The sequence below is a fragment of the Mesorhizobium sp. WSM4837 genome (assembly GCF_055811435.1).
The window spans coordinates 47,206-72,682 of record NZ_JBVVQE010000036.1 but is presented as its reverse complement, the minus strand read 5'-3'; the positions used below and the strand labels follow the sequence as shown (position 1 = coordinate 72,682).

The window sequence follows — 25,477 nt, the reverse complement described above, 5'->3', positions numbered from 1 at the left end:
CCCCGCCGCTTCTGCCGTTCTGCTGTCGGTCGGGGGGTGCCGGGCCGCGCCCCCTCCCCCTACTTATCCCCCCCCCACCCACCCGCCCGGCCCGCCCCCCCCCCCCCCCCGGCCCCCCCCCGCGGCGTATGGATGTCAGGCCTTCCAATACCATCCGGCGGCATGCCAGGATGCGACGCGGGTGTTGGAATTTGCCTCGAAACCCTCCAGCCCCTCCTTGCAGCCAAACACGTTGGTGTAGGCAAACAGAGGCAGGAACGGCAGATCCTGACGGACGATTTCCTGCACGCGCAGATAGATGGCGCGCCGCTGTTCCCGATCGAAGGTGCGGGCGCCCTTCTCGAGCAGCGCATCGACCTCCGGGTTGGAGTATTGGCCTGTGTTCGAGCCCTTTCCGCCCTTGGCGACGATCGCCTTGGTATGCAGGCGGTTGAAAACGTCGGGGTCGCCCGCGATGAGATTGGTTACACCGGAGATGGCTGACTCGAACTGCGATTTGAGCCAGAAATCGCCCCACATGACGGCGGCCGGCAGGTTCGAGATGGTCATCTCGACGCCGATCTCGGCGAATGTCTGCTGCAGGAACTGCTGCGTCTGCTCGCGCAAATGGTTGCCGGAAGTGGTGGAGTTGGCGAACGACAGACGCACCCCGTCCTTCGCCCGTATTCCATCGGCTCCGGGCACCCAGCCGGCCTCGTCGAGGATCTGGCCCGCGCGCTCGATGTTGAACTCCTGCGCCGGCAGGTTCGGATTGTAGTAGTAGGAATTCTGCGGCATGAACGTCTCGGTAGGGGTGTGGACCCCGTAATAAAGTGCTTCGAGGATCGCTTTCCTGTCGATTGCGGCGTAGAGCGCCTGGCGGACCGCCGGATCCTTGAATTGCGGCTTCTCAAGATTGAGATAGATCGACTCGACCGATGACCCGCGCTCCAACATGACCACCCGATCCGATAGTTTGCTGGCTTCCGCGTAGTGGTCGGCGGTTATGAATGCCTGGTCGACAAGATCGATGTCGCCGCTCTTGAACTGGGTATAGAGCACTGTCATGTCGGGGATGTATTTGAAGACGAGCCGCTCCAAATAGGGACCCTCCCCGGCATAATCCGCGTTCGCGACGAGTTCGATATGGTCGCCGGCAGTGCGCTGCGCCCATTTGAATGCGCCAGTGCCGACAGGCGCCTGATTGAAGGCGGCGGCGTTGGGGTCGGCCTCTTTTTCGAGGATGTGCTTGGGAACCATGAAGGTTTCGGCGAGAAACGACAAATAGGGGGCGAAAGCCTCCTCCATCCGCCAGGTGAGCTCGGTCGGCGAGACCACCTTGATATCGCGCACCAGGGAATGGCCCGCCGTGCGCCACGCGCGGAATTTCGGATTGGTGATGAGCTCGAGAGTGAATTTCACGTCATCGGCAGTGAAAGGCTCGCCGTCGTGCCAGCGGACGTCATCACGCAGGCGGATGCGCCACACAAGTCCGTCCTCTGAAATGCCGCCGTTTTTCTGGCTGGGCACTTCGACAACGAGATTGGGCTGAAGAACACCCTTAGGGTCCATGCGAACGAGTGCATCAAACACCGAGAAATGCACAGCGTCGTCGCACTCGGTATGCGGCATCAGTGGATTGAAGACGGTGGGTTCCTGCGAAAATCCGACGACGACGCGGCCGGTTGGGCTCGCTGGAGGCTTCTGGGCGAAGGCGGGTTTGCCCAACAGATTGGGCGCAATGAGGCCTGCAGCCCCGCCTATCGCCATCAACCGCAGTGCATCGCGTCGCGAGTAGTTTGATTTGGTGTTTGAGTGTTCAGTCATTGGAATTCCCCTTGTTCTGGCGGTATCCGCCGTGGCTCTTACCCATTTGCTGCAACCGGACGGGTAGATCCCGGCTGCTCTCCAGGAATCGCCGCCACCAGCTCACGTGTGTAGGCTGATTGCGGGTCGAGGAAGATTTGCGATGGCGGTCCCCGTTCGACGATCCGCCCTTTCTGCATCACCGCGATTTCGTCGCAGATCTGGCTGGCGACGCGCAAATCGTGGGTGATGAAGATCATCGAAACGCCGGTCTCTCGCTGGATCTGGTCGAGCAGCTGCAGGATCTGGGCCTGGATCGACACGTCCAGCGCCGAGACAGCTTCGTCGGCGATCAGCAGCTTCGGCTTGAACATCAGTGCCCGGGCGATACCGATGCGCTGGCGCTGTCCACCGGAAAATTCATGCGGAAAGCGATCAAAGGCGCCGGCATCGAGGCCGACATGGGCCAGCAGCGCCTTCGCCTCTTCACGCGCCTGGGCATAGGGCGTGCCGTGGGCGACCGGGCCAACGGTCAGGATGTGGCCGATCGTCGAGCGCGGGTTGAGCGAGGCGAAGGGATCCTGGAAGATCATCTGGACCCGCGGCCGCAGCGGGCGGAATTCGGCTTCGGAAAGCTTGGCGATGTCGCGGCCCTCGAACAGAATCCCGCCGCCGTCGCTGTCCAGCAGCTTGATCAAAAGCCGACCAAGCGACGATTTGCCGGAACCACTTTCGCCGACAACGCCCAGCGTGCGCCCGGGCGCCAGATCGAACGAGACCTCGTTGACCGCGGGCACGACGCGCTGCGCGCTGAACAGGGAACTGCCGCTGCGGTAGGTCTTCATCAGGCCTTCGACCTTCAGGATCGGCGCTTTGTCGGCCGTCTCCAGGGGAACGCGGTCCTCACCGGTCAGGTGCGGGACGGCTGCGATAAGGCGCCTTGTGTAGGGATGGCCCGGCGACTTCAGGACCTGCTGAGCGCTACCCTGCTCGACGATGTGACCCTTCTCCATCACGACGACGCTGTCTGCGATCTCGGCCACCACCCCGAAGTCATGGGTGATGAACATGACGCTCATTCCCTTGCGGCGCTGAATGTCGCGGATCAGCTCCAGAATCTGTGCCTGCGTGGTCACGTCGAGCGCGGTCGTCGGTTCATCCGCGATCAGGATCGTCGGCTCGAGTGCCAGCGCCATGGCGATCATCACCCGCTGCCGCTGCCCGCCGGAGAGGCGGAACGGATACTGGTGGTACATGAGTTCCGGGTCCGGCAGCCCCACTTCGGTCAGCAGCCCGACAGCGCGGCCGCGACGGGATTTCGGAGTGCCGACGCCGTGCGCCGCCATGACCTCGTCGATCTGTGCACCCACGGTCATCAAGGGATTGAGCGCCGACAGCGGGTCCTGGAAGATCATCGACACCACTCGGCCGCGCAGGCTGCGCAGCTTGTCCTGCGGCATGCCTACGATGTTCATTCCATCGAGGTGGATGGCGCCCGAGGAGACGCGGATCACGTTGGGCAGCAACCCCATGATGGCGTTCGCGGTGACCGACTTGCCGGATCCGGATTCGCCAATGACGCACAGGATCTGGCCGCGTTTCAGATCAAAGGAGATGTTCTCGACGGCATAAGTCCGTTCCATGCCCTTCGGCAAATTCACCGTGAGGTCGCGCACCGAAAGCGCCACATCGGCGGGGGCTACAGGCTGGATCGTTGCGACCATTGCGATCATCTCCCGTTTGAACCGAGCGGGTCCACACTGTTGCGGACCACATCATCGCGCTTTGAGCAGAAGCGCCTCACCATAGCGTCCGTCGTCTGGCCGTCTCGGCGCTTCGAGCGCTGAGGCTGTGAGAGACGGATTCTGCTCATCCTGGCGGCTCCCTTGATGAAATTCGGTCCGTGAACCGGACACTGTTCCCTTTTGTTGGAGAACTCTCCGAAGGCGTAAGCCCTGCCTATCGGAAGTCCTCTGGAGCTTACCCGTTATAAGGAAGGGGTTGCTCCGTTCTTTCAGCCAGTTTGACTGTTCTGTCTCCGCATAGTCGTCGAAATTAGGCCCTCGGGCGGCAGGAACTTCTGAAAAGAACGTCAGGTTCGGCATTTCACTCTGCTCCCGTTCCGGCGCAGAAAACCGGGATCAGACAACCAGGTCCTTCTTCCGCTAATTTGTGCGCGACGGGCCTTGCGTCACTGCGCGCCGCGTCCCGAAAAGCCCATGCCGCAGATCACGCGACTGGATGAAGTGTACTCCTGCTTGCCCCTGCGAGGTTGGGGCCAGCGAGCGCTTTTCGGCAACAATTGCCTGTTCCAAGGGCTGCAAACCGCAGGAAATTCCGTCCAGGCATGAACTCCGCAGCCTGCCTCTGCGGGCCGCAGGCTAGGATGTTTCAAATTTACCGGAGTCCCATCCATGCCCGCGCCGCTCATTCACATGGAGTCCAGCCCATCCCTGCCTCGCGAGGCGGACGTCGTCGTCATCGGCGGCGGCGTGGTCGGCGTATTCACGGCCTATTATCTCGCACGCCGTGGCGTGAGCGTTGCCCTTCTGGAGAAGGGGCGCGTTGCCGCCGAACAGTCCAGCCGCAACTGGGGCTGGTGCCGTCAGCAGAACCGTGACGCACGCGAGTTGCCGATGGCAACCAAGAGCCTCGATCTCTGGGAGAAAGTGGCGCTGGAGACCGGCGAGGACACCGGCTTCCGCCGCTGCGGCCTGCTCTATCTCTCGCAGGACGAAAACGAGTTGGCAGGCTGGGCAAAGTGGCGCGATTTCGCAAGAACGGTTGGCGTCACGACGCATGTGCTGAGCGCGGAAGAAGCCACCGAACGCGGCAAGGCGACCGGCCGCAAATGGAAAGGCGGCGTGTTCTCGCCAAGTGACGGAACGGCGGATCCTTCAAAGGCGGTGCCCGTCGCCGCGCGCGGCATCATGGCGGCCGGCGGCACGGTACATCAGAATTGCGCGGCGCGCGGGCTGGAGCTGAGCGCCGGCCGGGTCAGCGGCGTCGTTACAGAAGCCGGGACCATCCGGACAACCACCGTGGTCATGGCCGGAGGCGCGTGGGCTTCCTCCTTCTGCAACCAGCTTGGTATTCGTTTCCCGCAAGCTGCCGTGCGTCAATCCATTCTATCCGTAGCGCCGGGCGCAGAAGGCCTGCCGGATGCCCTGCATACCGCGCGCGTCTCGCTGACGCGGCGCAGCAACGGTGGATACGCGCTGGCGATCAGCGGGCGGGCGCGAGTCGATCCAACGCCGCAGCAGCTCAGGTTCAGCCGCGAGTTCGTGCCCATGTTCGCCCGCCGCTGGCGCAGTCTGGCCCCGGGAGCGTTCGAGGGCTGGCGTCAAGGTCATGAAAGCCTGAGGAAATGGGTACTTGACGACGTGACTCCAATGGAACGGAATCGGATTCTCGACCCCAAACCTGACATGAGGCAGATTCGCCTGACCTATCAAAGAGCCTGCGAATTGCTGCCCGAGTTCCAGCGCGTCGCGATTTCTCATGCTTGGGCGGGCTATGTCGACAGCACGCCCGATGGCGTCCCGGCAATTGGTGAAGTGGAGGGGATTCCGGGCTTTCTTCTCGCCGCGGGATTTAGCGGCCACGGCTTCGGGATTGGCCCCGGCGCTGGACACATGATCGCCGATATCATCACCGGCAGCGAGCCGATCGTCGATCCGCGTCCCTATAGGCCGGAGCGTCTGAAGACAGCTGCGTGGGGCAAGGTCGCTGAATTCTGAGAAGACCGTTTGCCAAGCTACATCAGGTCGCACACGAGATCGAGGCCGCGAGGCGGCCAGCACTGAAAACAGGGAAACTGACGATGCGCGAATATGAGATTGCCGCCATTCCAGCCGACGGGATCGGCCCAGAGGTCATTGCCGCCGGACTCCAGGCGCTTGAGGCGCTGCAGCGGCGCTGCGGCGACTTCAAGCTGCGCGTCCAGCACTTCGACTGGGGCTCAGACTACTACAAGGCGCATGGTCGGATGATGCCCGAAGATGGGGTGGCGCAACTGAAGCGCTTCGACGCTATCTTCTTTGGCGCGGTAGGCGCTCCCGATGTGCCCGACGACATCACGCTCTGGGGCCTCCGGCTGCCGATTTGTCAGGGCTTTGATCAATACGCGAACGTGCGGCCGACCAGGATATTGCCCGGTATTGTTTCGCCGCTGGCGGGCGTTGGCCCTGGCGATCTGGATTGGGTGATCGTGCGGGAGAATTCCGAGGGCGAGTATTCGGGCCACGGCGGCCGAGCCCATCGCGGCCTCCCCGAGGAGGTCGGAACCGAGGTCGCGATCTTCACGCGCGTCGGCGTCACCCGCATCATGCGCTATGCATTCCGGCTGGCGCAATCACGGCCGCGAAAGCTCCTGACAGTCGTTACAAAATCCAACGCGCAGCGTCACGGCATGGTAATGTGGGACGAAATCGCAGCCGAGGTCGCGCCGGAATTTCCGGACGTCTCCTGGGACAAGATGCTGGTCGATGCTATGACAGTGCGTATGACGTTGAAACCGCGGAGCCTCGATACCATCGTCGCCACCAATCTCCACGCCGACATATTGTCGGACCTTGCGGGCGCGCTCGCGGGCAGCCTCGGCGTTGCACCGACCGCCAACATTGATCCCGAGCGGCGCTATCCCTCGATGTTCGAGCCAATTCACGGCTCGGCATTCGACATCGCCGGCAAGGGTATTGCCAACCCGGTCGCCACCTTCTGGACCGCTGCCCAGATGCTCGAACATTTGGGCGAGAGCGCAGCTTCCGTCCGGTTGATGAACGCTGTGGAATCGGTGACGAGTGAGGGCGTGCTGACGCCGGACGTGGGAGGGACAGCGACCACGCAGGAGGTGACGGACGCCGTCTGCCGGACGATCCGCGGTTCCAACGTTTGACAGGTTTCCAATGAAGCTCGACAAGATCGACATCAAGATCTTATCCCAACTGCAGAAGAACGGGCGGGTCACGAATGTCGAGCTCGCCGACCTGGTGAACCTTTCACCGAGCCCTTGCCTGATGCGGGTGAAGAAGCTTCAGACGGAAGGCTTCATCACCGGCTATTCCGCCCAGATCGATGTGTCCAAGCTCGGGCAGACTCTGACGATCTTCACCGAAGTCACGCTCAAGCACCATCAACAGAACGACTTCGCGAGATTTCTCACCGCAATCCAGAAGGTCGATTCTGTCATCGAATGCCATCTGGTATCAGGCGGTTACGACTACCTTGTGAAGTTTGTCACAGCGGGCATCAGCGAGTACCAGACGATCATGGAGCGCATGATCGAACTGGATATCGGAATCGACAAATATTTCAGCTTCGTCGTGCTGAAGTCACCGATCGTCAAATCCCATTTGCCTCTCGACGCGATATTCGACAGATGAGAAAGAGGCTGCCGCGCGCATGCGGCGGCAGCCTGGACGATCATCCCTTCATCGCCGACCGCACGTCCTGGTCCTCGAGGGTTTGATCCAGGGTCATACGGGTGCGTTCGAGGATTCCATCAATATCGTCATCGGTGCAGCAGAGCGGCGGCGCAAAGCCGAGGATGCCGCTGTTGAAGGCGCGGATGACAAGGCCGTTCGCCCACGCGCGCTCGAAGATGCGGGGCCCCGGATCGGCCGCCGCCGGCAGCGGCGTCTTGCGCTCCTTGTCGGTGACCAACTCGATTGCTGCCAGCATGCCACGGCCGCGAATGTCGCCAACCAGCGGGTGGTCGGCGAGCGAGCGAAGGCCTTCCATCAGGCGCTTGCCGGCCTTGCGCCCGTTCTCGAGCAAGCTGTCTTCGTAGAGACGCAGGCATTCGAGCCCGACCGCCGCGCTCACGGGATGGGCCGAATAAGTATAGCCATGGCCGACAGGCGCTTTGCCGGCTCCGTCTGCGATCGTATTGTACACATGGTCCGAGATGAAGACGGCGCCCATAGGCACGTAGCCGGAGGTCAGTCCCTTCGCCGTGGTCATGAGATCCGGCACGACCTCGTCTTCCTCACAGGCGAAGAGAGGGCCTGTACGGCCAAAGGCAGTGATGACTTCGTCGACGACGAACAAGATGTCATGTTCCTTGCACACGGCGTGCAGAGCCTTCAGCCAGCCTGTCGGTGGAACGAGGACACCGCCCGAACCCTGGATGGGTTCGGCGTAGAAGGCGGCAACGCGGCCAGCGCCGAGTTCCGCGATTTTGGCGCGCAGGGCCGCGACCGATGCATCGATGATCGCCTGCGGGTCGGAACCGAGCGGATTGCGATAGGCATAGTGCGAGGGAATCTTGTGCTGCCAGTCGTAAGGCACGCCGAAACCCGCATGGAAAGCCGGAATCGCGGTCAGGCCTGACCCTGCCGTCGAGGAGCCATGGTAGCCATGCTCGACCGAGATGAACTGGTCCTTCTGCGGCGTGCCCTTGGCATGGTGGTAATAGCGAATGAAGCGGATCGTGCTGTCGATTGCGTCGGAGCCGCCAAGCGTGAAATAGACATGGTTCAAATCGCCGGGCGCCAGTTCGGCAAGCCTGGCAGCAAGGCGAATGGCAGGCTCGGATCCCAGCCCGAAATATCCCGTCGCATAGGGAAGTTCTCTCAGCTGCTTTGCGGCTGCTTCAACGACACTTTCCTGGCCGTAGCCGATGTTTACACACCATAGACCGGCGAATCCGTCCAGCAGGGTTTTCCCGCTTGCATCGGTCACCGTTGCGCCCTTGGCGGATTTGAGCACCCGCACGCCCGTCTCCTCGTGGCTCCGATAGCATGAAAACGGGTGAACCAGATGCGCGCGATCGAGTTCGATCAGTGAATTTGCCAGCATTTCTTCCTCCGATTCAACCGATTGCCTGATTTAACCAAGTGCCTGACTGACCAACGCATATGTGCGATGATGCGCCGGCTTGCTTTCCCTGTGCGTGGCCATTGAGCGTCGCATCGTGATCCCCCCGCCGACGTGCGCGAGCCCGCGCCCGGTGAGCCATTCAGCAAGATCCGTTGAGACGTCGGTATCGACACGCACGAACTTGCCCTGATGATGGGCGAGCAGAAAGTCGATCAGGGCCTTGGCCTCGGTACCGTTTCTCGCCACCACCGGGCCAATGACCAGCCCCCGGCCGAATGGCCGGATGGCGGAAAAGGCCTGGGTATTGCCTTCATCGCGAATGACAGCGAGCTTCGCGCGCTCGAAAAGCCGCCTCATCAGCGCCGAACGGTCATGGCCAAATGCCTCGCGATCCAGCACCTCGATACGAGCAAGATCGCCGCTCTCTGCCCAGGATACACGGGCCGGCGCCGAAACTGCCAACGCCTCGCCCTGATGCTGCACGATCTCGCCAGTCGTGACGAAGCCCAGCTTCTCATAGAGCGGCAGGCCTTCCCGTGTCGCCGTCAGGCAACAGGTGCGCTCACCCGCCTTCGCCAGCGCCTCTTCCATCATCTTTCGGCCGAGTCCGCGGCCGCGCATGGCCGCATCGACGATCACCATGTTGATGGCGGCGGCATTGTCGCCGTAGGGGGTCATCATGATCGTCGCCACCACGCGTTGTTCTTCCAGAGCGACGATCCCCCGGCTGACCGACTGGGCCAGTTCCCAATCCTCGCGGCGATGCGGCCAATTGACTTGGCGAGACAACTCGACAGCACCTTCCAGGTGCCCCGGTGTCATCTCTTCAAGGATGATCTGTCGTGTGGTCATGATGAATTTCCAGCCTTCGTCTTCAGTGCTGACGGTAGACCACCAAAGACAGCAGTTCCTCCCGACCGGCAGCCAAGCGCGACCCGTTTTCACTATCCTTCGCCGCTCGTGCCGCATCTTCTGCCGAAGCATGGCCGACACGCCGCGCTGCTCCCAAAGCTCGAAAGGACAGCTGGCGCAACTCTCTGCCAAACCGGCGATGCAATACGAAACGATCTGCTTCAGGTCGCGGCGAATGCGGCCGTTAGTCTTCCAGATCTCCGACTATGCTGATTGTGGTACAGGCACGCTGTGCCGAGAAAACCAGGAGGATGGTCGCCATGTCGACGTTCAGACCGAAATACATCACTTTCGATTGCTACGGCACGCTCACCAATTTCGATATGGCCGGCGCGGCGCGGCGCGTCTACGGCGAGCGCCTCTCCCCAGAGGCGATGGCCAGCTTCGTGGAGGCTTTTAGAGGCTATCGCCTTGACGAGGTGCTGGGGGCATGGAAACCCTTCCTCGAGGTGGTGCAGAATTCCATCGAACGCAGCTGCAAGCGCATCGGTATCCAGTTCAAACCCGAAGATGCCCAACGCATCTATGACGAAGTGCCGACCTGGGGTCCGCACCCCGACGTCCCGGCTGGCCTGTCCAGAGTGGCCAAGGAAATCCCACTGGTGATCCTGTCCAATTCCATGAACAGCCTGATCATGTCGAATGTGGAAAAGCTCGGCGCGCCCTTCCACACCGTCATCACCGCCGAAGAGGTTGGCGCCTACAAGCCGCTGATGAAGGGCTTTGAATACATGCTCGACAAGCTCGGCTGCGGCCCGGAGGACATTACCCACGTCTCCTCCTCATTCCGCTACGATCTCATGACCGCCTACGATCTTGGCATCAAGAGCAAGGTCTGGGTGAACCGCGGCCACGAGCCCGCGAACCCCTTCTACGAATATACCGAGATCAAGGATATCGGCGGGCTGGCCGCCGCTGTCGGCCTGGATCCCGTTCGGGAAGTTGCTTGAGGCTGGCGGGCGTCGGCCATCGCGGCATCCGAAGTATCGAAATGAGATAGGGGCGGTTCGACCGCCCCTTTCTCATTGCTGATGCATGTTGCGCAAAAACATGCCCTCGGGATTGACCGAACCACCCCTCGCTCGTCGTCCAAGGGCGGAGCAAGGAGCGAAGCGACGCGGCGCAGACCCTGGCATCCATACGATTGTGGACCTTCGCTGCCCGCCGGTCGGGCAGCCAAATCTCCAACGCTGGCGATTGGCATAAGCCACCCCAACTTCGGTCGAGTAGAGGCGATGGGCGACCATTGCCTCTACTCGACCGAAGTGGAGGGATGCTTCGGCTAATCTTGGAGGTTTGCGATTGCCACTGAAAATCGGCCGCTGAAAGGGACTGTGTTCCAATGCATGTCGCGCAAAGGGATGCCCTCAGGCCTGACCCTGGGCCTGACCGAGGGTGTGCAGCGGTTTTGCGATAGCGACAGCATAAACAACAACCTAAAGCGGCCGCATGAGGCCGGTCAAACGCGACGCACTTTAGTTCGCAGTTGCGACTCCGAAAGGCCTCTAATTAAGCCCGCCAACATGAAGCGTCTTGACCTCGAGATATTCGTCGATGCCGAGCTGCGATCCTTCCCGCCCCACGCCTGACTGCTTGACACCGCCGAAAGGCGCAACCTCGGTCGAGATCAGGCCGGTATTGAGCCCGACCATGCCGAACTCCAGCGCCTCGGCGACGCGCCATGACCGCTTGAGGTCGTCGGTGTAGAAGTAGGCGGCAAGGCCGAACGGCGTAGCGTTCGCGATCGTGATGGCCTCTTCCTCCGTCTCGAAGCGAAAAAGCGGCGCCACCGGACCGAAGGTCTCCTCCGATGCCAGCAGCATCTCGGTCGTAGCCCCTCCCAGGACGACGGGCCGCGCATATTGCCTGCCGTCGGGCACTGCCTCGCTTTGGGCGAGGATCTGCGCGCCTTTCTTCTTCGCATCCGCAATGTGACGCTCGATCTTGTCGATCGCGGCCGTGTTGATCATCGGGCCGATCTCAGTGCCCTCGTCGGTCCCCGCGCCAACCTTCATCCGCGTGACGCGCTGGCTCAGCTTTTCGGCGAACGCGTCGTAAACGCCTTCCTGCACGAGAATCCGGTTCGCGCAAACGCAGGTTTGACCGCCATTGCGGAACTTGGATACGATCACCCCTTCAACTGCGTTATCCAGATCGGCGTCGTCAAAGACGATAAAGGGCGCGTTGCCGCCAAGCTCCAGGCTCAGCCGCTTGATGCTATCGGCCGCGCCACGCATGAGCAGCGCACCGACGCGGGTCGAACCGGTGAACGAGATCTTGCGCACCGTCTCGTTGGCCATCAGTTCTTTGCCGATCTCTCCCGGCATGCCGGTCACGATGTTGATAACGCCTGCCGGGATGCCCGCCCGCTCCGCCAAGACGCCGAGCGCCAGCGCCGAGAATGGCGTAAATTCCGACGGCTTGATGACAACCGTGCAGCCGGCGGCCAGCGCCGGTGCTACTTTGCGCGTGATCATCGCGTTGGGGAAATTCCACGGGGTGATGATGGCACAGACGCCGACTGCTTCCTTGAGAACCAGAATGCGTCGATCGGCGGTGGGTGACGGAATGGTCGAGCCACCGATGCGGCGCGCCTCCTCGGCAAACCATTTCACGAAAGATGCGCCGTAGCGGATTTCCGCCGATGCCTCGGCAAGCGGCTTACCCTGTTCCAGCGTCAGCAGAAGAGCCAAATCCTGTTCGTGCTGGCGAATGAGGTCGTGCCATCGCTCCAGCAATCTCGCACGCTCGGCATGGGTCGTCTTCTTCCAGCTTTTGAATGCCTCGGCCGCAGCAGCGATAGCGGCCCTGGTGTCGTCGCCGCCCATATCGGGAACGCTGCCAAGAACGGCCAGGGTGGCAGGGTTGGTGACCTCGACGGCGGCCTTTGTATCCGCTTCCCGCCACACACCGCCAATCAACGCCTGCTGGCGGAACAGGTCCGCATCGTCAAACGTGCCAATCTTCGTTATCGCATTCATGGTCTTTCCTCTGCCCTTTCAGCTCAACGCCGCAAGCACGGCTTGCGTGATTGTTTCAGTCCGGTCCTTGCCTGCGATCGTGCCAATGCCCCGCGCGGTTATGGACTCGATTGCCGACATCACTTCTGCCGCAGCATGCCCCTCGCCCAGATGCTCGAGCATCATCGCACCGGACCAGATCGCGGCGATCGGATTGGCGACACCGAGATGCGCGATGTCGGGCGCCGAACCGTGGACCGGCTCGAACATGGAAGGCGCACTGCGATCGGGATTGATATTGGCGGAGGCGGCGTAACCCAGCCCGCCCTGAATGGCCGCTCCAATATCGGTGAGGATGTCGCCAAACAGGTTCGAGGCGACGATCACGTCGAGGCTTTCCGGCGCCAGCACCATGCGGGCGGCAATGGCGTCGATGTGGTAGTGCGAGACCTCGACATCGGCATAGTCCTTCGCCACCTCACGCGTGACCTCATCCCAGAAAACCATGGAATGCTTTTGGGCGTTGGATTTGGTCACGGATGCGAGCTTCTTGCCGCGCGCCCGCGCCTGTTCGAAACCGAAACGCATGATCCGTTCGACACCGGCACGCGTGAAGATTGACGTCTCAATCGCGACCTCATTGGCCGTGCCGGAATGCACGCGCCCGCCGGCGCCGGAATATTCGCCTTCCGTATTCTCGCGAATGCACAGGATGTCGAAACCATCGGAGCGGAGGGGCCCCTGAACGCCCGGCAACAGCCTGTGCGGCCGTATGTTGGCGTACTGCGTGAACCCTTTCCGGATCGGCAGCAGCAGTCCGTGAAGCGATACTGAGTCGGGTACTTCCGCGGGCCAGCCTACAGCGCCGAGATAGATCGCATCGAATTTTCGGAGTGTCTCGATGCCGTCTGGCGGCATCATTGCGCCGGTTTCCAGGTAGTAGGCGCACGACCATGGGAAGCGTGTGCCATCAAGGGCGAAACCGCCCCGTTTGGCCGCGGCCTGCATCACCTGCCATGCCGCCCCGGTCACGTCCTTGCCGATGCCGTCGCCGGGGATGAGCGCTATGTCATAGGTCTTCATCGATCGAGGTCCTCATTCGCACTAGCGGAACCATAGCGGACCGCGCGCCGCATTTTTCGTCGAGAATGAGCGGCCCGACAGCGTCGAATCGCGTCGGGCCGAACCTGGAAAGTCGATTGTTCTGGAACCGCCGCGCGCTCTACTCGGCCGTACCTTGAGCACTGAACTCAGTCGTAAACGCAGACGTAGATCTTGCGCACGGTTTCGATCGTGCGCCAGACACCCACGAAACCGGGCTTCATCACGAAACTGTCGCCGGCGCGGTAAGTCTTGGTCTCGCCGCCCTTCTCCTCGATTTCGATGAGGCCCGAAAGGATATGGCAGAACTCGTAGGTGGTGCCCTTGATCGAATGCGTCTCGCCGGGGGTGGCTTCCCAGACGCCGGTCAGAACCTTCTCACCTTTCGAGGCATCCTGCGCCCAGCTCTTGAAGGATGGAGTGCCGGAAATGAGCCGCTCAGGCAGCGGCAATGCCTCCTTCGGCGTGAAGGCGGGATTTGTGTCAATCGTGGTCAGCAGTGACATGTGGGTCTCCTGGTTAGTAGCCGAGTGTCCGATCGATGAGGCCGATCAGTTCTTCGCCGGCGCGGTGGCGCCGGACGTTGTCGACGGCGGCTTGCGCCGCCGTATGTGGTTGTGTCACCGAAGCAATGTGCGGCGTTATCATCACCTTCGGATGCGACCACAGCGGATGGTTTTCCGGGAGCGGTTCTGGATCAGTGACATCAAGCATCGCCGCAGCTACGTGACCGGTATCGAACGCGTCGATCAGCGCGGCCTGGTCGAGTTGCGGACCCCTGCCGACATGCAGCAGCCGCGCCCCGGCTGGTAGCAAGGAGAAGAGTTTTGCATCGAGAATGCCGCTGGTTTCCGGCGTCAGCGGCAGCAGGCAGACGAGAATGTCCGTCTGCTTCAGAAAGCGGGGCAACTGATCGGCGCCGTGAAAACAGGTGACTTCCTCAATCCGCTTTTCGCTGCGGCTCCACCCGGCAAGCGGAAACTGGAATGGCTTCAGGCGTTCGATTGCCGCCTGCGCCAGCATGCCAAGACCAAGAAAGCCGACCCGGCGCTCAGCCGCCTGTCGAGCGGCAATCGGCTGCCAGAGGCACCTCTTCTGCTGCTCGAGATAGGCGGGCATCTCCCGGTGGAGCGCCAACACGCCAAGCGCGACGTATTCCTGCATCATGCGGATGATGCCGTCCTCGACCATGCGCACAAGCTTCACATGGCTTGGCACAACGTTTTGCTTGAATTGGTCGACGCCGGCTCCGATCGAAAACAGCACTTCCAGATTGCGATAGCGGGAGATGTCGTCCGGCACCGTCCAGGTGATGAGATAGCGCACCTTCTCCGGCTCCATCTCCTCGCCGGAATGGAAGAATTCCAGATCCGGGAGTTCGCGCGCGAAGATCTCGCGGAACACCGCGGCACGCGCAACATCGGAATTGAAAAGGAATGCCATGGAACCCGCCTCTAGTTCACGCCGCGAGACACGCGCCGAGATCCTCGATCATGCTCTGGCAGGCAGCAAGCTCACCGATCTCGATGTATTCATTGGGACGATGCGCGCGGGAAATTTCGCCAGGGCCGCAAATGATCGCATCGATACCGGCCTGCTGATAAAGTCCGGCCTCGGTGCCGTAACTGACCGCTGTGAGCGGCTCCTGCCCGGTCAGCTCGGTCAGAACGGCCGCCAGCTTGCTCCCATCCGCCGGCGCAAGGGCAGGATAGGAACTCAACTCGTGCCAAGCCACCTCGAAGCCGCTGTCGCGTAGATCGAAAAGCCGTGCTTTGACCGGCTCGAGCAGGGATGCCGGAGAAACGCCCGGCACGGCACGCACCTCGATATCGGCTGTGCAGTGGCCAGCGATGATGTTGACCGCCTGTCCACCGGCGATGACGCCCACCTGCAAGGAAGAATATGGGGGCTCGAAATTATGATCGAGCGGGCCGCCGGCGAGGGATTGGCCGTATGCCACCGCGTGCGTGATGACGCCGGCCATGGCGTGCACGGCATTGAGTCCGAGATCGGGGCGTGACGAATGGCCGGATCGCCCGATCACCTCGAGCCGCGCCGCGGCCTTTCCCTTGTGCGCACGCACAGGTTGCATCCGGCTGGGCTCGCCGACAATTGCGCCAAGCGGCCTCTCGCACAGGCTCGGCAACGCAGCCAGGAGATGCGGCACACCATGGCACCCCGCCTCTTCGTCGTAAGAGAATGCGAGATGGACTGGCCGCCGCAGGTTCATTGCCGCAAGTCCTGGCAGCGCGGCCAATGCGCAGGCGAGAAAGCCCTTCATGTCGGTGGTGCCGCGGCCGTAAAGCCTGCCGCCCTCGCGACGCAGGACGAACGGATCCGAGCTCCATTCCGGCTCGCCGGCCGGCACGACATCCATATGTCCGGAGATGACGTAGCCCCGACCGCCACGCGGGCCGACCGTGACGAACAGGTTGGACCGGTCGCCCTCGGGACCGGGCAGAACCGTCACCTCCGCCCCGGCTGCCTGACAGTAGTCGCGGATCCAATCGACGATCTCACCGTTTGGCGTGCCCACAACTGAGGGAAACGCAATCAGGGTCGCGAGGATTTCTTCCACGTTCATGGCTGTCCGCTCTGCTTGCACACTGTAGGTTGCGACCAGCCTATCCCTGAGCAGCAGTGTTCCCTGCCGAATCGCGTCGTGCTTTGGCTGAAGATTGCGAAAAAACGCCTCGAACCAGCGAAACCTGCTGGCGTTTCCCTGTAATGCTGCTGCAAATGAGGCCTGTCGCAAACATGGCTATCGGCGCCAGGATTTAGCACCGCGTGCCCTGGGCATTCGTTGAAAGACATTCGTTGAAGGAGCGGATCGACTGAGATGCAGAGATCAGTACGCCTGAAATCCTTTGAACTGGTCGCGCGAGACATCAATGATGTCGATGTTGATCTGCTGCATGCACTATCGATTTCGGTCCGCTGGCCGCATCGTCCCAAGGACTGGGATTTGTTGCGCCGCGCCGGCCACGGCATCGTCGCCGTTGACGGAATTGGGCGCGTCTTCGGAAGCGCGATGTGGTTTCCCCAAGGGGACGATTTTGCCACCATCGGCCTGGTGATCACGACGCCTCGCGCACAGGCGCAGGGAGGCGGCCGATGGCTCATGGACCAGGTCCTCGAGCAGTGCGGGGATCGCAATCTGGCCCTGAATGCCACCCATGCCGCCTATCCTCTGTATGTCTCGCTCGGCTTCACGAACGAGGCGATCGTCTACATGCGCCAGGGCGAGATCCCACAAAAACTCCCGCCAATGCCAGCTCCGGATGGTGAATTAAGTGATCTGCCCAGCGGCGGACTTCGCGAGATCACCGAACTGGACGCGCGCGCATTCGGGACCAACCGTGCAAGGCTGCTTGCGTTGCTCTCGGAGGATGCCTCGATCGCCACTTTGAGTCGCGGCGGCGAGGTCGTTGGCTATTCCATGTGTCGCGAGTTCGGGCGCGGCCATGTGATTGGTCCCACAATAGCCCGAAACGACCAGGACGCGGTCCACCTCACAGCCGTCCATCTGAAGAAGCTGGCAGGTCGATTCGCCCGCGTCGATACGCGCGAGAAGGATGGCGTGTTTGCCGAGTTTCTGCAGCAGAGCGGCCTCGGCATTGCCGAGACCGTGACGACGATGTCCAAAGGCCGCCGCTTTCTGAACCGCGAAAGCAACGGGCCCTGGGTCTATGGATTGGCCAGCCACGCCTGGAGCTGAATGCAAGCACGCTGTCGCCGATGCCGCAGGGCCGCTCCGGTACCGTCAACGCTCTCACAACGACTCCAGCGCCCTGGACATGCGTTCGAGCCCTCTCCGCAACAGCGGACGAGGGCAACCGACATTGAGGCGAATGAAGCCTTCACCGCCGGGTCCATAGACGCGCCCGTCGTACAAATTGACTCCGGCTCGGTCGACGAAAAACCGTTGAACGCCTCCGACCTTCCGATCGAGCCTGCGCGCATCCAGCCACACCAGGAAGGAAGCGTCCGGCCGCATCGGTGTGATGCCCGGCAGGCGATCCTCGGCGAACTTGAGGACGAAATCGACATTACCGCCGATGTAGCGCGTCAGCTGATCCAGCCACGGCGCGCCGGTGCTGTAGGCGACCTCTAGCGCCAGCCGTCCAAAGAAGTTGGCATTGACCATGAACGATGCCTGCATGGTGGCCAGAAGCGCCTCGCGCCGCTGCTTGTTGGCCACCGACACGGTTGCGGAGGGCACGCCGGCCAGATTGAAGGTCTTCGTTGGAGCCGTGCAGATGAATGACTTTTCCGCGGCATCCTCCGAGAGGGACGAGAAGACGATGTGTGGGCGATCCGACAATCTGATATCGCAATGGATGTCATCAGATATGACAAGGATGCCGTAGCGCTCGCAGATATCGTTCAGCGCCGTCAATTCCTGGCGCGTCCACACCTTTCCAGCTGGATTGTGCGGATTACACAACAGGAAGGCCTTGGCGCCGGCTGCCAGTTTCGCGAAGTTCTCCAGGTCGAGTTCATATCGGTTATCCTGCAACCTTAGCCTGTTGACCAGCAGCTTCCTGCCGTTCCCCTGAATCACTTCGAAATAGGGCGAGTAAATGGGAGACTGCACAATCACCCCGTCCCCGGGCTTCGTGAAGGTCCGAAGCATCGCGGCTACCGACGGCATGATCGCAGGCGCCGGCAGCAGCGATTCCAGTGCCGGCGACCAGCCGTGCCGACGCGCGAACCATGATTGCACAATCTCGTAGTGACGGGGGTCGCGGCGGGTATAGCCATAGATTCCATGGTCCGCCGCTTCCCGCAGCCGCGCGATGACGGTTTCAGGCGCGCGAAAATCCATGTCCGCGGTCCACAGCGAAAGCAGATCTTCGCCCTCGACCCGAGGCGAGAATTCGTCCCACTGATTGGCCCATTTGACTGACCCAAACTGGTGGCGATCATAGATACTGTCGAAGTCGATCATTCCAACATTTCTTTCCGCAACCGTCGGTTGCGATGCATGCACAAGCCATTGCTTGGTTTCCGGTATGGTTTTCGCCGCTCGCGGCTGCTCGAACTTTTGGCGGGCTATTTGAGGATTTGCGCCACGTGCCTCGCTGCTGAAACTGCCTGTCGCATATTCCGCTTCCTAGCTCTTGTGGCCGCGCGCCAACGCGCGCTCCATCGAGTGCGAGTAACGGGACATTCCGAAGCAGAAGATCCAGTAGACCAGCCCGGCGAAGAGATAGCCGGTCGAAGAGATCGTCGGCCCAGCCCAGTTCGGGTCGACTCGCGCCGTTTCGACGGCTCTCAGGAAGTCCGCAATGCCGACGATCGCTACCAGCGTCGTGTCCTTGAACAGCCCGATGAAGGTAGAGACGATGCCTGGGATAACGATAGTGAGCGCCTGCGGCAGGATGATCAGACGGATCATGGTGAAGTAGCTGACGCCGAGCGCCTTTGCCGCCTCATATTGCCCCTTGGGGATCGCTTGAAGGCCGGCGCGCACCACCTCGGCCATGTAGGCGGACGAGAACAGCGCTATCGCAATCAGCGGACGCAGCAGCCGATCAGGCGTCAGATAGTCGGGGACGAAGAGCGGCATCATGAAATTCGCCATGAACAGCACCGTGATGAACGGCACGCCCCTGACGACCTCGATGAAGATCACACACACTGCCCTGACGAAGGGAAGCTCCGATCGTCGGCCAAGCGCGAGAAGCACACCGAGCGGCAGCGAGAAGACGATGCCCACGATCGACATGAGCAGCGTGATAAGCAGACCTCCCCACAAGACAGTATCGATGACCGGCAGATCGAGCGACGCGACACCGCGCAACAACGCGAAGGCGACGACCGGGTAGGCAACAAAGAACAGCAACGCCGCCACGTTGCGCCGCGGCGCCCGTTTCCACAGCAGCCAGACGATCAGCACGGCGCCGATTGCCAGCGTCAGGTCCACCCGCCAGCGTTCGGGCAACGGGTAGGCTCCGTACCGGAGATAGTCGAATTTCTCGACGATGAACGGCCAACAGGCGCCGTCAGGGTTGGCGCGGCATTCTTCCTGTCCGCCGGCCCAGACTGCATCCAGGACTGCAAAACTCACGAATTGATGCAAAAGCCATGCGGCGAGAACTGTGAAGCAGATCGTGAGCACGCCGGAGAACGGTGTCGAGAACAGGTTCTTTCTGATCCAGGTCGCCGGGCTCGGCCGGATTCCAGAAGGCGGTGCCATAGGGGGCAGAAGCGGAGCGCCAACGAGGGGCGGATGCAGGGACTGGCCGCTCATTCATCACCTCTCGACAATCGCGAAACGTTGATTGAAAGCGTTCATGGCCATCGACATGACGAGGGAGATCGCGAGATAGACCGACAGCGTGATCGCCATCACCTGGACGGCGGCGCCGGTTTGGTTGAGCACCGTCCCCGCGAAAATCTGAACGAGGTCGGGGTAGCCGATAAACACGGCGAGTGAGGAATTCTTCGTGAGATTCAGGTACTGGCTGGTCAGGGGCGGTATGATGATGCGCAGTGCCTGCGGAACGATGACCAGGCGAAGCGTTTTGCCCGGCGCAAGCCCGAGCGCATGGGCAGCTTCGGTTTGGCCTTTCGGCACAGCCTGGATTCCGCTGCGGACAATTTCCGCGATAAAGGAAGCGGTATAGACGGACAGACCGATCAGAAGAGCGGCGAACTCCGGATAAAGCTGGTGTCCACCCCGGTAATTGAACCCCTTCAACTCTGGCGTCACGAACGACACCGGCGAGCCGGCCAGGAGGAAGACGGTCAGAGGCAGTCCAATCAAGGCACCGAGGCTGACCCACAGCACGGGCAGCTGCTTTCCGGTGCGGTTCTGTGCGCGCCTGGCGTAGGACGAAAAAGCGACGCAGAAGATGCTGGCCGCCAGGAACGCAAGTCCCACGGTACCTGCTCCTGCGTAGAGCTGGATTTCCGGAATGATGAGACCGCGATTGTTCAGATAGATGCGGCCGGGGAGTTCGATCGACGCCCTCGGCGCAGGCAGCGCTTTCAGGACTGCATTGTACCAGAACAAAAGCTGCAGCAATAACGGGATGTTGCGTATGATCTCGACGTACGAAGCCGCGACCTTTGAAACGATCCAGTTCGGTGACAGACGGGCAATGCCGACGACAAAGCCCAAGACTGTGGCCAACACGATCCCAAGCAAGCTAACGTAGAGGGTGTTGACCACACCCACCCAGAACGCTTGGCCGTAGGTGGAGAGCGTGTCGTAGGGGATCAGCGTCTGATTGATGTCGAAGCCGGCGGCCTCGTTCCAGAAGCCGAAAGACAGCGGAATCCCGCGTGCCCTCATGTTCGACGCAGTCTGAACGGCAATGCCCACGGCCAATGCCAGCAGGCTGCCCGCTAGCAAAAGTTGATAGATGAGGCCCCGGACCTTGGCGTCGTGCAGGGACAAGCTCCTGCGCGAGGGCGCGGCGAGCAGCACATCGGACATGACCCTGTTCCTGTGTTGGTGCAGAACTAATGCATGTCGCGCAAAAGTGCGCAGCGGTTTTGCGATAACGACATGCATAAACAAGAACTTAAAGCGTGTCGCATGACTCCATTCAACGCCGACGCGCTTTAAGACGCCGGCGCAATCGCCGGCGGCTCGTGACCGACCCAGCCTAGCGGATCGGCGGGGCGTACTGGAGACCGCCCTCGTTCCAAAGCGCGTTCAGGCCGCGCTCCATCTTGAGCGGCGAGGCCTTGCCGATATTGCGATCGAACACTTCGCCATAGTTGCCAACCTGCTTGATAACGTCCACGGACCAGCTATCGCCAAGCCCGAGATCCTTTCCGAGGCTGCCCTCCGCTCCGAGCAGCCGGCGAATGTTCGGGTTGTCCGACGCCTTCATTTCATCGACATTCTCAGAGGTTACTCCCAATTCTTCGGCAGCGACCATGACAAGGAGCGCCCATTTGGCCACGTTGAGCCAATGATCATCGCCCTGCCGCACGGCGGGCCCAAGTGGCTCCTTGGAGATAAGTTCGGGAAGCACGACGCTGTCGTCGGCCTTCGCCATGCGCTGGCGTGACGCATTCAAGGTGGACGTGTCGGCCGAGAGGACGTCGCAGCGACCTTCGTCGTAGGCCTTTACCACGGCTTCTTCATCGGCAAACCCGACGGTCGAGTATGTCATCGAATGCGACCGGAAGTAATCGGCGAGATTCAACTCGGTCGTCGTGCCCTGAGTGACGCAGATGGACGCGCCATCCAGATCTTTGGCCGAACCGATGTTCTCCGCTTTGCGGACCATGAAGCCCTGGCCATCGTAGAAATACGTGCCCGCAAAAAGTATTCCGAGAGACGTGTCGCGGGATGACGTCCAGGTTGCGTTATGTGCGAGTATATCGATCTCGCCCGACTGAAGCGCGGTGAACCGGTCCTTCGGCGTAAGCGGAATGAACCTTACCTTCTGCGCATCGCCCAGAACCGCTGCTGCAACAGCGCGACAATAGTCGACCACGAACCCGGTCCATTTGCCCTCATTGTCCGGAAGGCTGAATCCGGCTGTCGCTGAGTTGGTTCCGCAGGTCAGAACTCCGTTCTTCTTGACATTTTCGATCGTCGCGGCGGACGCGTTGGATACAACGAGCCCTACCGCTGCTCCGACCAGACCCTTGAGAATTGCTTGCATCTTGGTTCCCCTTATTTTTTTGTGGAGCACCAAGGTTGCGCAGGCCTCATTATTGGTCAAATTCATTCTCGTCATGACAACTATGAGGTCTGCTCATACAATGGCTGCACTCGTAATGATTTCAGCCGTGTGTCTCCTGTTTATTTCTTCTGTTCTCTCTCAGAAACAATTTCTCTCTTTTTAATCTGTGACTCAGAGTAGATGTTTGAGAGAACTTCTTTGAGCCAAATCGTCCCTGGGTCCGTGGCCATCTGCGGATGAAGGAGCAACCACGCGCTCACATTTGGGATCGGCAGGGGCGGCGAAAGGAGAGTCACTTCACTCGCTTTATCAAGGATTTGGAGGATTCCGTCACCACAATGAGCAACAAGTTCGGTGCCTCGCAAGACCCACGGAAGTGCCAGATAATTCGATATCGTCGCGACCACGTTCCGCCGCAAACCAAGCTCCTTGAGCGCGGCATCCGCAAGTCCGCTGGAAACACCATCGGCGGAAACCTGCAAGTGAGACGCTGACAGGTATGTCTCCAATGACATCGCCGAACTTGCGATTTGGCTGCCGCTCCAAACTGCGCAGAAGAGACGATCCTGGCCCAGTTCGATCTTCAACAGGCTTGGGTCATCCTTGATCACTGCTCCAGTCAATGCACAGTCGATCTGTCGAAGATGAACCGAGGACGGGATATCGAGCCCGTTCGCTGGAATAATATTCAACGTGGCACCGGGCGCCTGCCTGGAAAACTCCCGCAGAAGACGTGGTATGATTATCATCGCATGGTAGTCGGTGAGGCCGACACGAAAGTTCCGCCGCGTGGTTGCGGGATCGAAAGTTTGATGGCGATCAATCGAGGCTCGAATCGTTGCCAATCCGGCCGAAATGTCTGGCAGAAGCTCGACCGCCCGCGGCGTTGGCCTCATAACGCCTCCATCGCGCGTGAACAGCCTGTCGCCGAAAAGGTGCCGCAGCCTGGATAAGGAATGGCTGATCGCAGATTGCGTTCTTCCCAATTCGCATGCCGTACGCGTGACGCTTCTTTCGCGCATCATGACGTCGAACACGCGCAGCAAATTCAGGTCGAGGTCATCGAAACTCATGAGCCGAACAGGCCTTGGTTTTTCATCATGAGGCGAGAACGTCGACGTGGCGTTCGAAAAGGAAATCCTCGTTCCGCTTCTGGCGCTGGTCCATCCGTTCAGCCACAACGTTTCCTGAGCCGCTCGAGATCGGGCACATCGACCTGGTTCACTGCGCTGATTGCAATGACTTTCTCCGCACGGAGCCTGGACAATTGACGCGAGACGGTCTCGATCGTCAGCCCGAGGAAATCGGCAATGTCACCGCGCGTGAGAGGCAGAAGAAACTTGCGGTCCTTCTGTTCGCTGTCCGCTGAGGGATCGAGGTGCGTGGCGATGAGATAAAGGAAGCTGGCGACCTTCTCGGCAGCTGTCTTTCTCCCCAGCGTGACCATCCATTCGCGGGCTTCATCGAGTTCCCTGAGCGTCTGCTCCATTAGCCGACGCTCCAGCTTGGGATTCGCCGCAATCAACCGTTCCAGACCACTCTTCGACACGCGGCAGAGATCGATGTCGGACGCAGCTTCGGCAGTTACGGCACTGTCCGGCGCGAAAAGTCGCCCGAGGAAATCCGGGGCGAACTGCAGGCCGACGATCTGCTGGCGTCCGTCTTCCAGCACCTTGGTCAGCTTGACTACGCCTCGCATTACATTCGCATAGGACTCGACAGGCATGCCCTCCGCGGCGAGTTCCTCTCCGGCAGAATGCCGCGCCAGGCGCGTGTGACGAGAAAGCGCAACAAGCTCGGCCGAATCGAGCACGCCGCACATTCCCTTGTGCCGAGCCTCGCAGCTCCGGCAAAGCACAGGAATGTCGGAGTTGTGTATGTCCTTGCGGTTCGTGTCCATGGCGCTGTCGTGAATATCGGACACTCCGGCGCCGAATGCCAGCGTGGCGTACACAAGGTTCGCATATTGCCGCAGACGCAGCCGATCCAGAAACTCGTCCGCACGTTTGATCCATGTCAAGAGAGCTCCGGCCGTTGCCGGATAACGCTGGCGCAAGGGAGGCGCCTGGTTCTTCTGGGCAATTGACAGAGGGTTCGATCGAAGCGGAGATAGCGCTGCCAACGCAACCCCGACGTAACACGTACCTGATCCAGGAACTGAAAGGCCTGATCCAGGAACTGAAAGGAAAGAGTCGGGATTTGGGAGGATAGCATGGGCGAGGCTCTAGCCGGTCATCATGCCGATCGGATACAGGCCGCAATCATTTCAGATGCCGCGGCGAAGTCGGCGCTGGTCGCTTCATGGCGACGCTCATCCAATTTGCATAAGCTCGATCCAACCGATCCCAAACCGCCGCGATACCTGACCCAGGCCGAATTTATCGACGCCAGGCAACGGATCGAACCGCTTATCCGAGCTGCCCAATCAAGCCTCGACAGACTCTACCTGGCGGTGGGAGGTGTTGGATGCTGCGTGCTTCTCGCCGACCAAGAGGGCGTGCCGATCGAACGACGCGGTGCACCTGCGGATGACGAGACGTTTCACAACTGGGGGTTGTGGACAGGCTCGGTCTGGAACGAGGAGAGCGAGGGCACCAACGGCATCGGCACCTGTCTTGTCGAGCAGCGCGTGCTGACGATCCATCGCGACCAGCATTTTCACACGCGCAACACAGCCCTCAGCTGCATCACCGCGCCCATCTACGATCACGAAGGAGACCTCGTCGCCGCCCTCGACGTGTCTTCCTGCCGGGCAGATCTAACCGAAGCCTTCGCCAATCTTATTTCGGTGGCTGTGGTCGACGCCGCACGACGCATCGAGGCGGAGAACTTCAAGATGGCATTCCCGAAGGCGCGCATTCTGCTCGCGCCAATAACCGACAAAGGTTCGGGCGGACTGATCGCGGTCGATGCGGACGACCTTGTGGTCGGCGCGACCCGCATAGCGCGATTGGCGCTGGGGATCACGCAAAAGAGCCTTCGGAAGCCGCTCCCCGCGGCCGATCTGCTTGGCGGGGCGAGGAAGGTCACCGAAGTCCTCGCCGAGGCGGAGCGCGGGGCTCTGCAACGGGTGCTGGCCCGGACAGATGGAAATGTCTCGGCCGCGGCCGCGGCGCTTGGGATCAGCCGTGCGACGCTCCACCGGAAGCTCAACCGCCTCGATCTCCATAGATCGCACTGATCTTTTCGAATCCCGGCACGACTGTCGCAGTTCTGCGACACCTCCTGCGGGTCCACTGTTCT

Annotated in this window: 21 protein-coding genes; 6 read left to right on the top strand and 15 right to left on the bottom strand. The window is 61.0% G+C overall.

Annotation, left to right across the window (positions count from 1 at the left end; all coding sequences use genetic code 11):
- Positions 1 to 135: 135 nt before the first annotated feature.
- Positions 136 to 1,806: a peptide ABC transporter substrate-binding protein gene (locus AC0L3D_RS21220; RefSeq protein WP_287223062.1), complete on the bottom strand. Its 1,671-nt coding sequence runs from the start codon at positions 1,804 to 1,806 to the stop codon at positions 136 to 138.
- Between the two features lie 38 nt (positions 1,807 to 1,844).
- Entirely contained in the window at positions 1,845 to 3,509 is a 1,665-nt protein-coding gene (locus AC0L3D_RS21215) for an ABC transporter ATP-binding protein (protein WP_287223060.1), read from the bottom strand.
- 690 nt (positions 3,510 to 4,199) lie between these two features.
- Between AC0L3D_RS21215 and AC0L3D_RS21210 the strand changes: the two genes are divergently transcribed.
- The 3 genes from AC0L3D_RS21210 (at position 4,200) to AC0L3D_RS21200 (ending at position 7,169) form a co-directional block, all read left to right on the top strand.
- The gene (locus tag AC0L3D_RS21210; protein WP_473645736.1) at positions 4,200 to 5,525 is read left to right on the top strand and encodes an NAD(P)/FAD-dependent oxidoreductase; all 1,326 of its coding nucleotides are present in this window, start codon (positions 4,200 to 4,202) and stop codon (positions 5,523 to 5,525) included.
- 83 nt (positions 5,526 to 5,608) lie between these two features.
- Entirely contained in the window at positions 5,609 to 6,682 is a 1,074-nt protein-coding gene (locus tag AC0L3D_RS21205) for a tartrate dehydrogenase (protein WP_473645734.1), read from the top strand.
- 10 nt (positions 6,683 to 6,692) lie between these two features.
- A complete protein-coding gene (locus AC0L3D_RS21200) occupies positions 6,693 to 7,169 on the top strand; it encodes an Lrp/AsnC family transcriptional regulator (protein ID WP_023798454.1) in 477 nt (158 codons plus the stop codon).
- 40 nt (positions 7,170 to 7,209) lie between these two features.
- Here AC0L3D_RS21200 and AC0L3D_RS21195 read toward each other — a convergent pair whose 3' ends face one another.
- A complete protein-coding gene (locus tag AC0L3D_RS21195; protein ID WP_473645733.1) occupies positions 7,210 to 8,586 on the bottom strand; it encodes an aminotransferase class III-fold pyridoxal phosphate-dependent enzyme in 1,377 nt (458 codons plus the stop codon).
- Positions 8,587 to 8,616: 30 nt separating this feature from the next.
- The gene (locus AC0L3D_RS21190) at positions 8,617 to 9,459 is read right to left on the bottom strand and encodes a GNAT family N-acetyltransferase (RefSeq protein WP_473645731.1); all 843 of its coding nucleotides are present in this window, start codon (positions 9,457 to 9,459) and stop codon (positions 8,617 to 8,619) included.
- Between the two features lie 320 nt (positions 9,460 to 9,779).
- Here AC0L3D_RS21190 and AC0L3D_RS21185 point away from each other — a divergent pair, with 320 nt between their 5' ends.
- The gene (locus AC0L3D_RS21185) at positions 9,780 to 10,469 is read left to right on the top strand and encodes a haloacid dehalogenase type II (RefSeq protein ID WP_473645730.1); all 690 of its coding nucleotides are present in this window, start codon (positions 9,780 to 9,782) and stop codon (positions 10,467 to 10,469) included.
- A 555-nt stretch (positions 10,470 to 11,024) separates the two neighbouring features.
- Here the strand turns inward: AC0L3D_RS21185 and AC0L3D_RS21180 are convergent.
- From AC0L3D_RS21180 to argE, 5 genes are all read right to left on the bottom strand, one after another.
- Positions 11,025 to 12,500: an NAD-dependent succinate-semialdehyde dehydrogenase gene (locus AC0L3D_RS21180; RefSeq protein WP_473645728.1), complete on the bottom strand. Its 1,476-nt coding sequence runs from the start codon at positions 12,498 to 12,500 to the stop codon at positions 11,025 to 11,027.
- 18 nt (positions 12,501 to 12,518) lie between these two features.
- Complete coding sequence (locus tag AC0L3D_RS21175; RefSeq protein WP_128168248.1) at positions 12,519 to 13,562, bottom strand: tartrate dehydrogenase; 1,044 nt, start codon at positions 13,560 to 13,562, stop codon at positions 12,519 to 12,521.
- A 167-nt stretch (positions 13,563 to 13,729) separates the two neighbouring features.
- Complete coding sequence (locus AC0L3D_RS21170; protein WP_023798459.1) at positions 13,730 to 14,086, bottom strand: cupin domain-containing protein; 357 nt, start codon at positions 14,084 to 14,086, stop codon at positions 13,730 to 13,732.
- A gap of 13 nt (positions 14,087 to 14,099) precedes the next feature.
- Positions 14,100 to 15,023 carry a 2-hydroxyacid dehydrogenase gene (locus tag AC0L3D_RS21165; protein ID WP_473645727.1) on the bottom strand — a complete coding sequence of 308 codons (924 nt, stop codon included), beginning with the start codon at positions 15,021 to 15,023 and terminating at the stop codon, positions 14,100 to 14,102.
- Positions 15,024 to 15,039: 16 nt separating this feature from the next.
- Entirely contained in the window at positions 15,040 to 16,164 is a 1,125-nt protein-coding gene (gene argE / locus AC0L3D_RS21160) for an acetylornithine deacetylase (RefSeq protein ID WP_473645725.1), read from the bottom strand.
- A 255-nt stretch (positions 16,165 to 16,419) separates the two neighbouring features.
- Here argE and AC0L3D_RS21155 point away from each other — a divergent pair, with 255 nt between their 5' ends.
- Positions 16,420 to 17,298: a GNAT family N-acetyltransferase gene (locus AC0L3D_RS21155; protein WP_023798462.1), complete on the top strand. Its 879-nt coding sequence runs from the start codon at positions 16,420 to 16,422 to the stop codon at positions 17,296 to 17,298.
- Between the two features lie 54 nt (positions 17,299 to 17,352).
- On the opposite strand, the gene AC0L3D_RS21150 is transcribed toward AC0L3D_RS21155, so the two are convergent.
- From AC0L3D_RS21150 to AC0L3D_RS21125, 6 genes are all read right to left on the bottom strand, one after another.
- Positions 17,353 to 18,531: a MalY/PatB family protein gene (locus AC0L3D_RS21150; RefSeq protein ID WP_473645724.1), complete on the bottom strand. Its 1,179-nt coding sequence runs from the start codon at positions 18,529 to 18,531 to the stop codon at positions 17,353 to 17,355.
- Positions 18,532 to 18,696: 165 nt separating this feature from the next.
- The gene (locus AC0L3D_RS21145; protein ID WP_473645742.1) at positions 18,697 to 19,782 is read right to left on the bottom strand and encodes an amino acid ABC transporter permease; all 1,086 of its coding nucleotides are present in this window, start codon (positions 19,780 to 19,782) and stop codon (positions 18,697 to 18,699) included.
- Between the two features lie 57 nt (positions 19,783 to 19,839).
- Complete coding sequence (locus tag AC0L3D_RS21140; RefSeq protein WP_473645722.1) at positions 19,840 to 21,027, bottom strand: amino acid ABC transporter permease; 1,188 nt, start codon at positions 21,025 to 21,027, stop codon at positions 19,840 to 19,842.
- A 172-nt stretch (positions 21,028 to 21,199) separates the two neighbouring features.
- A complete protein-coding gene (locus tag AC0L3D_RS21135) occupies positions 21,200 to 22,213 on the bottom strand; it encodes an amino acid ABC transporter substrate-binding protein (RefSeq protein ID WP_473645740.1) in 1,014 nt (337 codons plus the stop codon).
- Between the two features lie 140 nt (positions 22,214 to 22,353).
- Positions 22,354 to 23,307, bottom strand: coding sequence for a LysR family transcriptional regulator (locus tag AC0L3D_RS21130; RefSeq protein WP_128172476.1), 954 nt, complete (start codon positions 23,305 to 23,307; stop codon positions 22,354 to 22,356).
- A gap of 98 nt (positions 23,308 to 23,405) precedes the next feature.
- On the bottom strand, positions 23,406 to 24,134 hold the full coding sequence (locus AC0L3D_RS21125) for a Crp/Fnr family transcriptional regulator (protein ID WP_473645739.1): 729 nt from the start codon (positions 24,132 to 24,134) through the stop codon (positions 23,406 to 23,408).
- A 312-nt stretch (positions 24,135 to 24,446) separates the two neighbouring features.
- Between AC0L3D_RS21125 and AC0L3D_RS21120 the strand changes: the two genes are divergently transcribed.
- Complete coding sequence (locus tag AC0L3D_RS21120) at positions 24,447 to 25,415, top strand: GAF domain-containing protein (RefSeq protein WP_473645721.1); 969 nt, start codon at positions 24,447 to 24,449, stop codon at positions 25,413 to 25,415.
- Positions 25,416 to 25,477: the final 62 nt, after the last annotated feature.